Consider the following 10,052-nt stretch of genomic DNA (forward strand, 5'->3'; position numbering starts at 1 on the left):
GCAGATCCTGCCCGACCTGCCGGCGGCCGAGCGCCCGGCCGGCGCCCGCGCGCTGCTGGCCCGCGAGCGCGACCTCACCGACGCCCAGCGCGAGGAGATGGTCGGCGCGGCGCTGGCGGTGCTGGAGGATGCGCGCTTCGCCGAGGTGTTCGGCGAGGGCTCGCGGGCGGAGGTGGCCATCGCCGGCTCCGCCCGCGCCTTGCCGCCGGGTCTGAAGATCTCCGGCCGGATCGACCGGCTGGTGGTGCTGCCGGGCCGGGTGCTGGTCGCCGACGTCAAGACCAACCGGCCCTCGCCGGCGCGGATCGAGGACGCCGACCCGGCGTACCTGCGGCAGATGGCGATCTACGCCGCGGTATTGGCCGAGGTGTTCCCGGGCCGGCGGATCGAGGCGGCGCTGATCTGGACCGACGGGCCGAAGCTGATGCCCGTTCCAGAAAAGCTGATGGCCCAAACCCTCGCCGAGCTTGGCCGGGGCGGTTGATGTCCGCCGCCAGCCCCCTTACATCGGCGGATGAGAACAAGACCTGGGCGCACGCCTGAGACGACGCCTGGAGTAAGGAGCCCTAAATGAGCACCGTAGCGGTCACCGACGAGTCCTTCGAGAAGGACGTCCTGCAATCGCAGGGTCCCGTGCTGGTCGATTTCTGGGCCGAATGGTGCGGCCCGTGCAAGCAGATCGCGCCGGCGCTGGAGCAGATCTCCGACGAATTGTCGGGCAAGGTGACCATCGCCAAGCTGAACATCGAGGACAGCCCGACCACGCCTTCGCGCTACGGCGTCCGTGGCATCCCCACGATGATGCTGTTCAAGGGCGGCCAGATGGCCTCGATGAAGGTCGGCGCCATGCCCAAGCAGAAGATCCTGGAATGGCTGACCGAAGCCGGCGTCGCCGCCTGAGGTCGGTTCCAGCGTGATTTCGAAAAGCGCTCGCCACCGCGGCGGGCGCTTTTCTTTTTGCCCCTTACGACTGTCCTCCCGGAAACCGCGCAGCGGTTGTCCGGGACCCATACGCGCCGACATGGGGTCTTCGCTTCGCGAAACCGGATGACACGGATATTGGTGCGGCTAACCCCGATCGAACCGCACGCGCCTGCGCCGGCGGCGCACCAGGAAGTCCACGCCGCGGCTGACGGCGAGCCAGGTGATCAGCCAGCCGATCAGCACCGCATCGCTGCGGCCGAAGCGCCATAGCAGCAGCCAGAGCGCCGCCAAGCCGGCGCCCAGCATGATGATGTAATGCCAGGGCAGGACGATCTTGCGCTTCATGTCGGCCAGGTTTCCGGGCTCATCGCCAGCACCTCGCCGGCGAAGTGGAGGCCGCCGCAGACCAGGACATGAGGGGCCGGCCCCTCGACCGCGAGCGCGGCCTTCACCGCGGCGGTGACGTCGGGCTGGACCTGGGGGGCGAGGCCCGCGGCGGCCGCGGCCTGGGCCAGGTCCTCGGCGGTCGCCGCATTGGGCGAATCGAAGGTGGTGACGAAGACCCGCGGACGCATCTCGGCGAAGGGCAGGAAGAAGCCCTTGGCGTCCTTGCGCGCGAACATGCCGACCACCAGCGCCAGCGGCCGCGGATCGCGGTCGACGATGCGCGAGGCGCTTTCCGCCAGCGCCCGCCCGGCGTGCGGATTGTGCCCCCCGTCGAGCCACAGGTCGGAGCCGCGCGCCCGCGCCAAGTCCGCCAGCGGCCCCTTGGTCAGCCGCTGGAAGCGCGCGGGCCAGCTCGCGCAGCCCACGCCGCGGCCCGCCGCCTCCTCGCTCAAGGTCGGATCAAAGGTCAGCGCCGCGGCCACCGCCAGCCCGGCGTTGGCGAACTGGTGGCCGCCGAAAAGGCCGGGCGGCGGCAGGTCGAGCAGCCGTTCCGGCATCTGCACCAGCAGCCGGCCGCGCTCCTCCCAGGCGTCGAAGTCGCGGCCCATCAGCAGCATCGGCGCGCCCAGCGCGTCCGCCTCGCGCGCGATCGGCTCCAGCGCCGCGTCGGGCTGGCGGGCGACCACCACCGGGCGGCCGCGCTTGATGACGCCCGCCTTCTCCCAGGCGATCTTGCCGAGGTCGGGGCCGAGCAGCTCGAGGTGGTCATAGTCGACCGGGGTGATCACGCTGACCGCGGGCGCGTCGAAGACGTTGGTGGCGTCGAACCGTCCGCCCAGCCCGACCTCGATCAGGCAGAGGTCCGCCGGCGTGCGCGCGAAGGCCTCGAAGGCCAGCACCGTGGTGATCTCGAAGAAGCTGATCGGCTCGCCGGCGTTGGCCGCCTCCAGCACGTCGATCAGCTCGGCCAGGCGCGCGTCGGAGATCAGCTCGCCCGCCACGCGGATGCGTTCGGAAAAGCGCACCAGATGCGGCGAGGTCAGGGCATGCACCTTCAGCCCCGCCGCCTCGGCGATGGCCCGCAGGTAGGCCAGGGTCGAGCCCTTGCCGTTGGTGCCGGCCACGTGGATCACCGGCGGCAGGCGCCGCTCCGGATGTCCCAGCGCCGCCAGCAGGCGCTGCACCCGGCCGGTCGAAAGGTCGATCAGGCTCGGGTGGTTGGCGCGCAGCCGCTGGATGGCGAGGTCGGAGGCGCGGATCGGGTCATACATGGGGAAGATCCCCTCACGCCGCGCGGCGCGCGCGCCCCATCATCAGGGTCTGCAGGATCGAGCCCAGCACGGCGGGGATCTCGGGCCGCGCCACCACGCGGTCGATCATGCCGTGGTCGACCAGGAACTCGGACTTCTGGAAGTCCGGCGGCAGCACCTCGCGGATGGTCTGCTCGATCACTCGGCGCCCGGAGAAGCCGATGGTCGCCTTCGGCTCGGCCAGGTGGACGTCGCCCAGCATGGCGTAGGAGGCGAGCACGCCCCCCGTCGTCGGATCGGTTAGCACGACCACATAGGGCAGGCCCGCGGCCTTGACCTCGTTCACCGCCAGCGTCGTGCGCGCCATCTGCATCAGGGAGAGCGTGCCTTCCTGCATCCGCGCCCCGCCCGAGGCGGTGAAGATCACCAGCGGGACCTCGCGGGCGACGGCCTGCTGCGCGGCCTCGACGAAGGTCTCGCCGGCGCCCATGCCCAGCGAACCGCCCATGAAGGCGAAGTCCTGGACGATCGCCACCGCCGGCTGGCCGGCGATCTTGCCGAAGCCGATCGCCATGGAGTCCTGTTCGCCGGTCGCCTTGCGCGCCGCCGCCAGCCGCTCCCTGTAGGGGCGCTCGTCGGGGAAGCCCAGGGGATCCTCCACCACCGTCGGCGAGGCGATCGTCTGGAACTTGCCGTCGTCGAAGGTGTAGCGCAGGCGCTGGGCGGCGCCGATGCGCATGTGATGGCCCGATGGGGTGACCCACTGCAACGCCTCGAGATCGGAGCGATAGATCATCTCGCCGGTCTCGGGGCACTTCACCCAGAGGTTCTCGGGCGTGTCGCCCTTCTGCTTGGCGTCGCTGCGCACGCCGGGCCGCAGGCGGGAGAGCCAGCCCTTGCGCTCGCGCGGCGCGGCCTTGGCCTGCGGCTGGCGAGGAGTCTTGTCGGTCTTGGAGTCGGCCATCCGGGAACTTCTCTAGGCGGGCTCGGCCGCCCGCGCGCCGCGGACAGCCTTAGCCAGGGCTTCCACTTTGGAAAGCACGCGGCCGGTCACGTCTTCGTTGCGCTCCAGGGCGGCGGCGACCTCCTCGACCAGGGCCGAGCCCACCACCGCGGCGTCGGCCACGCGGGCGATCGCCGCGGCCCGCTCGGGCGTCTTGATGCCGAAGCCCACCGCCACCGGCAGGCCCGAGGCGGCGCGCACCCGCGCCACGGCCGGGGCCACGGCGTCCGCATCGGCTTCCTTGACGCCGGTCACGCCGGCCACCGAGACGTAATAGACGAAGCCGGCGGTGCGGCGGACGATGACCTGCAGGCGCGCATCGTCGCTGGTCGGGGTCGCCAGGCGGATCAGCGCGATGTCGGCGGCGTCGAGGGCGTCGGCCAGGGGCGTGGCCTCCTCCGGCGGACAGTCGACGACGATCAGCCCGTCGATCCCGGCCGCGGCCGCGGCGCGGGCGAAGGCCGTAAAGCCCCAGGTCACCAGCGGGTTCATATAGCCCATCAGGATGATCGGCGTGGTCTGGTCGCCCTCACGAAAGGCCTGGGCCTGGGCCAGCACGCCCTTCAGGGTCTGGCCCTTGGCGAGCGCCCGCTGGGCGGCGCGCTGGATCGGCGGGCCCTCGGCCATCGGGTCGGAGAAGGGAAAGCCGAGCTCGATCAGGTCGGCGCCGGCGGCCGGCAGGCCCTTCAGGATCTTCGCCGCGGTCTCGGCGTCCGGATCGCCGCTCATCACATAGGCGACGAAGGCGGCGCGGTCTTCCTGCTTCAGCTGGGCGAAGCGGGCTTCGATACGGGCTTTGGTCAAATCTTCCGCCCCAGATGCGCGGCCACGGTGTTGACGTCCTTGTCACCGCGTCCGGAGAGGTTGAGCACGACGATCCCGTCCCTGCCGACCTCGCGGGTGACTTCCGGCAGGCGGGCGAGCGCGTGCGCGGACTCGATGGCCGGCAAGATCCCCTCCAGCTCGGCGCACAGCTGGAAGGCGGCCAGCGCCTCGGCGTCGGTGGCGGCGAGGTAGGTCGCCCGGCCGACGTCGTGCAGCCAGGAGTGCTCCGGGCCGATGCCGGGATAGTCGAGCCCTGCCGAAATCGAGTGCGCCTCTTCTATCTGACCGTCCTCGTCCTGCAGCAGATAGGTCATGTTGCCGTGCAGCACGCCCGGGCGGCCGCCATTGATCGCCGCGGCGTGGCGGCCCGTGCCGAGTCCGTCGCCGGCGGCCTCGACGCCGAAGATCTTCACGGCGGAGTCGTTCAGGAACGGGTGGAACAGGCCGATGGCGTTGGAGCCGCCGCCGACACAGGCGACGAGGGCGTCGGGCAGGCGGCCTTCCAGCTCCAGGATCTGGCTGCGCACCTCCTGGCCGATCACCGCCTGGAAGTCGCGGACCATCACCGGATAGGGGTGCATGCCGGCCGCGGTGCCGATCAGGTAGTAGGTGTCATGGACGTTGGTCACCCAGTCGCGGAGCGCCTCGTTCATCGCGTCCTTGAGCGTGGCCGAGCCGGAGGTCACCGGCCGGACCTCGGCGCCCAGGAGGTTCATGCGGAAGACGTTCGGCTTCTGCCGCTCGACGTCGACCGCGCCCATGTAGACCACGCAGGGCAGGCCGAAGCGGGCGCAGACGGTGGCCGTGGCCACCCCGTGCTGGCCGGCGCCGGTCTCGGCGATGATCCGGGTCTTGCCCATCCGCATGGCCAGGAGGATCTGGCCCATGCAGTTGTTGATCTTGTGGGAGCCGGTGTGGTTCAGCTCCTCGCGCTTCAGATAGATCTTCGCCCCGCCGAAATGGGCGGTGAGCCGCTCGGCGAAATAGAGCGGGCTCGGCCGGCCGACATAGTGGGTGAGGTAGCCGCCGAGCTCGGCCTGGAACGCCGGGTCGGCCTTGGCCGCGGCGTAGGCGGCGTCCAGCTGGTGCACCAGCGGCATCAGGGTCTCGGGCACGTACTGGCCGCCATAGTCGCCGAAGCGGCCGTGCGCGTCGGGATAGGCGGTGTAGTCGTTGGGGCGGCCAAAGTGGTCGGCGGGGGCGGGCGCTGTCACGGGATCTGCTTCTCAGGCGCGACGGACGGCGTCGAGAAACGCCTTGATCAGAGCCGGGTCCTTTAAGCCCGGACCGCGCTCCACGCCAGAGGAAACGTCCACCAGCGGAGCCCCCGAGAGGGATGCGGCTTCGGCCACGTTCCAGGGGTCGAGCCCGCCCGCCAGGAACCACGGCCGCTGGAACCGCCGCCCCGCCGCCAGCGCCCAGTCGAAGGTGCGGCCCGAACCGCCCGGCAGGGCGGCGTCCTTCGGCGGCTTGGCCTCGAACATCAGGTGCTCGACCAGCCCCTCGTACGCCGCGGCCGCGACGAAGTCGGCGGCCTCGCCCACCGGCAGCGCCTTGATCAGGCCGACGCCGGTGCGGGCGCCGATCTCGCGGGTCCGAGCGGGGCTTTCGGCTCCATGCAGCTGAATGAGGTCGGGTCTCAGCACCCGGGCGATGTCGTCCACCTGAACGTCGCTGGGGTCCACGGTCACGGCCACCACCTTGGCGCGGCCGCGCACCGGCTCGGCCAGCCGGGCCGCGGCCTCGAGGCTGAGGTTGCGGGGGCTCTTCGGAAAGAACATGAAGCCCAGCCAGCCGGCGCCGCCGTCCAGGGCCGCACGCACCGCCTCGGGGGTCGAGACCCCGCAGATCTTCGCCTTCAGCGTCATGGCGGCGGATTAGGGGCTTTGCGGCGCACCGCGCAAGGGGAACAGCCCTGCGCCTGCGCCTGTTGTCTCCCGACCCCCGAGGAGAACGGACATGCCCCAGACGCAAAACGCCTTCGGCCGCCTCGCCGCCGGCGCGGCCCTCGGTCTCGTCGCCGGCCTCGCCCTGCCGCAAGCCCGCAAGGCGGTGGTCCAGGCTCCGTCGCTGGCGGCCGGCGACTGGGTGGATGCGCTCACCGCCGAGCACCGCATGGTGCAGAAGCACTTCGAGACCCTGCTGGAGACGCGCCACGACGAGACCGCCCGGCGCGAGATCCTGATGGCCAAGATCGCCTCTTCGCTGACCAGGCACGCGGTGGAGGAGGAGAACGTGATCTATCCGGCCCTGGCCGAAGGCGGCCGCGCCGATCAGGCCCGCCACCTGGCCGAGGACCACGGCCAGATGAAGACCTACCTCTACGACCTGCGCCGGCTGTCGCCGCGCGACATGGAGTGGATCGGCCGCGCCCGCCAGCTGTGGACGTCGCTCGAGAAGCACATGCTGGAGGAGGAGACGACGATCTTCCCGGCCTTCCGCGACGCGCTCAGCGCCGAGGAAAACGTCAAGCTGACCAAGATGATGCACTGGGAAGGCTTCAAGGTGGCCTGAACTTCAGGCGAGCCCCTGCGAGCGAAGGTCGGCGGCGACGCGTTCCAGGACCTCGCCCCAGCCGCCCGCGGGGGGCTGGCGGTAGATCCGCAGCGAGTCGTACCAGGGCGTGCCGGCGCCCTCCCGCAGCCAGCGCCAGTCGAGGCCGCGGTGGGGCAGGAGCAGCCAGCAGGGTGTGCCCAGCGCGCCGGCCATGTGCGCCCAGGCGGTGTCGACGGTGATCAGGAGGTCGAGCGCGGCGACCTGGCGCAGGCTGTCGTGGACGTCGCCGGCCGCCGCCATCAGCCGCCCCTGCGGAACGGCCCGCTGCAGCGCGCCGTGCGGGATCGAACGCAGGTCATCGCGTGGGTGATCCGGGTTTCCGCGCTCCACCAGCCCGATCCCGCCAGCGCCGGATGGCTCGGCCCTGAGGTAGGAGGCCCCGCAAATGTCCTCGGCCCGCAGGCCCAGGCGATGCGGCAGCGACCAGAGCGCGATCCAGCAAGTGTCCTTCGGGATCGAGATCGTCTCGGCGTCGCGATCGACCACGACATCCACGCCGATCTGCTCGAAGGCGCGGACGTTCTCGTTGCGGCAGGCGAAGGTGATGTGGCGCGCGCCCAATTCGCGGACGAGGGGGACGAACCGCGCGCCCTGGATCTCGTCCCCGAGCCCCTGCTCGCCCCAGACGAGCACCGCACGGCCGGCGATCTGACCGTCCCATTCGGGCAGATTGGCCATCCGCTTGATGAGTTTTCGTCTGGAACTGCGGCCCTCGAACTCGGCAAACCCCTCGCGCAGCCGGCCCTGCATGAGCAGCGAAACCGCGAGGCGAAAGTGCAGCTCCGGGTGCTGGTCGCGGAGAAGCAGCTCGCGCAGCAGGGCCTCGGCCTCTTCGGCCCGCTGCAAGCCCATGAGCTCGTGCGCGCGCGCCACGACGGCGCTCGGATCATTCGACGGTTCCAGGCCTGACGAACTCATCCCCCGCTACTAGCCGATTCACGCCCCCATCGGGAAAAGGAGGCTCGTCTAATGCCGCGTCGGCGGCTCTTCGCGGCCGGCCTGGGCCTTGAGCAGGTCGCGGATCTCCATCAGCAGCGCCTCCTGGGGCGGCGGGGCGGAGCTCGTGGCCTCGGGATGCTGGGCGTCCCGGCGCCGGATCACGTTCACCGCCTTGACCAGCAGGAACACCACCCAGGAGACGATCAGGAACTTGATCAGGGTGTTCAGGAAGGCGCCGTACTGGATCGCCACCAGTTCGTTGGCCTTGGTCGCCGGATTGTCCGGCTTCAGCACCCACTCCAGGCGCGCGAAGTCGATGCCGGAGAACAAGAGGCCCACCGGCGGCATGACGACCTGGTCGACCAGGCTCTTGACGATGTCGTTGAAGGCCGCGCCGATGATCACGCCGACGGCCAGGTCGATGACATTGCCGCGGGCGATGAACTCCCGGAACTCGCCCAGGATCGGCACGCGCCTCTCCAGCTTGGCGACTTCCTCGGGGATGTCGACCACGGGGCCTTAAAACCCTATTCGTCGCTGGCGTTGAGCCGTTCGCGCAGCTCCTTGCCGCTCTTGAAGAACGGCACGTGCTTGGCGCGGACGTCCACCGGCTCGCCGGTGCGCGGGTTGCGCCCGGCGCGGGCGTCGCGCGAGCGGACCGACAGCGCCCCGAAGCCCCGCAGCTCGACGCGGCCGCCGTCCTCCAGCGCCTCGATCATCCGCTCCAGGATCACGCCCACCACGCGCTCGATGTCGCGCTGGGTCAGGTGCGGGTTTTCTTCGGCGAGTTTCGCGATCAGTTCGGACTTGATCATGCAGGCCTACGGGGTCTCTCAAGCGGCGCGACCATGGGCGACTCCGTCTGCAGATTCAAGGCGAAAGCGGCGTATTCGGAGTTAACGCCGGCGCGAAAACGGCGCGGCGAACGCAGCAACCTGGAGCTGTATCCCCTACGCCACGCGTCAGGATGCCCCCCATCCCCCGACTGCTTGTGAACGCAAAAGCCCCGCCCGGCGGACCGGGCGGGGCTCTTGTCGTCAGGATCGGCCGGACTCTCCGGCCAAGAACCCTACTCCTTCTGGGCCTTCTCGCGCAGCGCGGCGCCCAGGATGTCGCCGAGCGAAGCGCCGGAGTCGGAGGAGCCGAACTGTTCGATGGCTTCCTTCTCTTCGGCCATTTCCAGCGACTTGATCGACAGCGAGACGCGGCGCGCAGCCTTGTCGACGTTGGTGATCTGGGCGTCGATGCGGTCACCCACGGCGAAGCGCTCGGGGCGCTGGTCGGCGCGATCGCGCGACAGGTCCGACTTGCGGATGAAGGCGGTGACCGGCGCGTCGTCTTCGCCGAACTTCACCTCGATGCCGCCCGAGGTGACCTCGGTGACGGTGCAGGTGACGGTCTGGCCCTTGCGGTAGCTGTCGCCGGCCATCGGGTCGCCCGACAGCTGCTTGATGCCGAGGGAGATGCGCTCCTTCTCGACGTCGACGTCGAGAACCTTGGCCTTGACCATCTCGCCCTTGGTGTAGCGCGCGATGGCTTCTTCACCCGGCGCCGACCAGTCGAGGTCGGACAGGTGCACCATGCCGTCGATGTCGCTGTCCAGGCCGATGAACAGGCCGAACTCGGTGGCGTTCTTGACTTCGCCTTCGACGGTCGAGCCGATCGGATGGGCTTCCAGGAAGGCTTCCCACGGATTGGCCATCGCCTGCTTCAGGCCGAGGCTGACGCGACGCTTGGACGGATCGACGTCCAGGACGACCACTTCCACTTCTTGGCTGGTGGAGACGATTTTGCCCGGGTGGACGTTCTTCTTGGTCCAGGACATCTCGGAGACGTGCACCAGGCCTTCCACGCCCGGCTCCAGCTCCACGAAGGCGCCGTAGTCGGTGATGTTGGTGATGCGGCCGGTGAACTTCGCGCCCACCGGGTACTTGGCTTCGACGCCGTCCCACGGGTCGGACTGCAGCTGCTTCATGCCGAGCGAGATGCGCTGGGTGTCCGGGTTGATCTTGACGATCTGGACCTTCACCGTGTCGCCCACCGCCAGCACCTGGCTCGGGTGGTTGACGCGCTTCCAGCTCATGTCGGTGACGTGCAGCAGGCCGTCGATGCCGCCCAGGTCCACGAACGCGCCGTAGTCGGTGATGTTCTTGACCACGCCTTCGCGG

13 protein-coding genes are annotated in these 10,052 nt (G+C 70.0%); 3 read left to right on the plus strand and 10 right to left on the minus strand.

Translation table 11 applies throughout. The features are described from left to right. Positions 1–484, plus strand: a 484-nt coding sequence (locus tag VJS38_RS05815) for a PD-(D/E)XK nuclease family protein (protein ID WP_324087211.1), incomplete at its 5' end; no start/stop codon positions are given. An 86-nt stretch (positions 485–570) separates the two neighbouring features. After that, the gene (gene trxA / locus VJS38_RS05820) at positions 571–900 is read left to right on the plus strand and encodes a thioredoxin (RefSeq protein WP_324087212.1); all 330 of its coding nucleotides are present in this window, start codon (positions 571–573) and stop codon (positions 898–900) included. Between the two features lie 168 nt (positions 901–1,068). On the opposite strand, the gene VJS38_RS05825 is transcribed toward trxA, so the two are convergent. The 6 genes from VJS38_RS05825 to VJS38_RS05850 are packed head-to-tail and all read right to left on the minus strand — an operon-like array spanning position 1,069 to position 6,257. Next, the gene (locus VJS38_RS05825) at positions 1,069–1,269 is read right to left on the minus strand and encodes a hypothetical protein (protein WP_324087213.1); all 201 of its coding nucleotides are present in this window, start codon (positions 1,267–1,269) and stop codon (positions 1,069–1,071) included. Further along, positions 1,266–2,582 (minus strand): folylpolyglutamate synthase/dihydrofolate synthase family protein, encoded by a 1,317-nt coding sequence (locus VJS38_RS05830; RefSeq protein WP_324087214.1) that lies wholly within the window; start codon positions 2,580–2,582, stop codon positions 1,266–1,268. Before VJS38_RS05830 ends, VJS38_RS05825 begins: the two co-directional genes overlap by 4 nt. A 13-nt stretch (positions 2,583–2,595) precedes the next feature. Then, entirely contained in the window at positions 2,596–3,525 is a 930-nt protein-coding gene (gene accD, locus VJS38_RS05835; RefSeq protein ID WP_324087215.1) for an acetyl-CoA carboxylase, carboxyltransferase subunit beta, read from the minus strand. Positions 3,526–3,537: 12 nt separating this feature from the next. Then, complete coding sequence (gene trpA, locus VJS38_RS05840; RefSeq protein WP_324087216.1) at positions 3,538–4,368, minus strand: tryptophan synthase subunit alpha; 831 nt, start codon at positions 4,366–4,368, stop codon at positions 3,538–3,540. Beyond that, on the minus strand, positions 4,365–5,603 hold the full coding sequence (gene trpB / locus VJS38_RS05845) for a tryptophan synthase subunit beta (protein WP_324087217.1): 1,239 nt from the start codon (positions 5,601–5,603) through the stop codon (positions 4,365–4,367). Before trpB ends, trpA begins: the two co-directional genes overlap by 4 nt. A 12-nt stretch (positions 5,604–5,615) precedes the next feature. Continuing rightward, entirely contained in the window at positions 5,616–6,257 is a 642-nt protein-coding gene (locus VJS38_RS05850) for a phosphoribosylanthranilate isomerase (protein ID WP_324087218.1), read from the minus strand. 91 nt (positions 6,258–6,348) lie between these two features. Here VJS38_RS05850 and VJS38_RS05855 point away from each other — a divergent pair, with 91 nt between their 5' ends. Then, positions 6,349–6,903, plus strand: coding sequence for a hemerythrin domain-containing protein (locus VJS38_RS05855; RefSeq protein WP_324087219.1), 555 nt, complete (start codon positions 6,349–6,351; stop codon positions 6,901–6,903). Positions 6,904–6,906: 3 nt separating this feature from the next. Here the strand turns inward: VJS38_RS05855 and VJS38_RS05860 are convergent, their stop codons facing one another. From VJS38_RS05860 to VJS38_RS05875, 4 genes are all read right to left on the minus strand, one after another. Further along, positions 6,907–7,863: a hypothetical protein gene (locus VJS38_RS05860; protein ID WP_324087220.1), complete on the minus strand. Its 957-nt coding sequence runs from the start codon at positions 7,861–7,863 to the stop codon at positions 6,907–6,909. 48 nt (positions 7,864–7,911) lie between these two features. Next, positions 7,912–8,355, minus strand: coding sequence for a large-conductance mechanosensitive channel protein MscL (gene mscL / locus VJS38_RS05865; protein ID WP_324087223.1), 444 nt, complete (start codon positions 8,353–8,355; stop codon positions 7,912–7,914). 56 nt (positions 8,356–8,411) lie between these two features. Next, a complete protein-coding gene (locus VJS38_RS05870; RefSeq protein ID WP_324087221.1) occupies positions 8,412–8,699 on the minus strand; it encodes an integration host factor subunit beta in 288 nt (95 codons plus the stop codon). A gap of 254 nt (positions 8,700–8,953) precedes the next feature. Next, positions 8,954–10,052 (minus strand): 30S ribosomal protein S1 (locus VJS38_RS05875; RefSeq protein WP_324087222.1); only part of this gene is annotated, 1,099 nt, incomplete at its 5' end.

Source organism: Phenylobacterium sp. (assembly GCF_035276905.1).
In the GTDB taxonomy this organism is placed as follows: Bacteria; Pseudomonadota; Alphaproteobacteria; order Caulobacterales; family Caulobacteraceae; genus Phenylobacterium.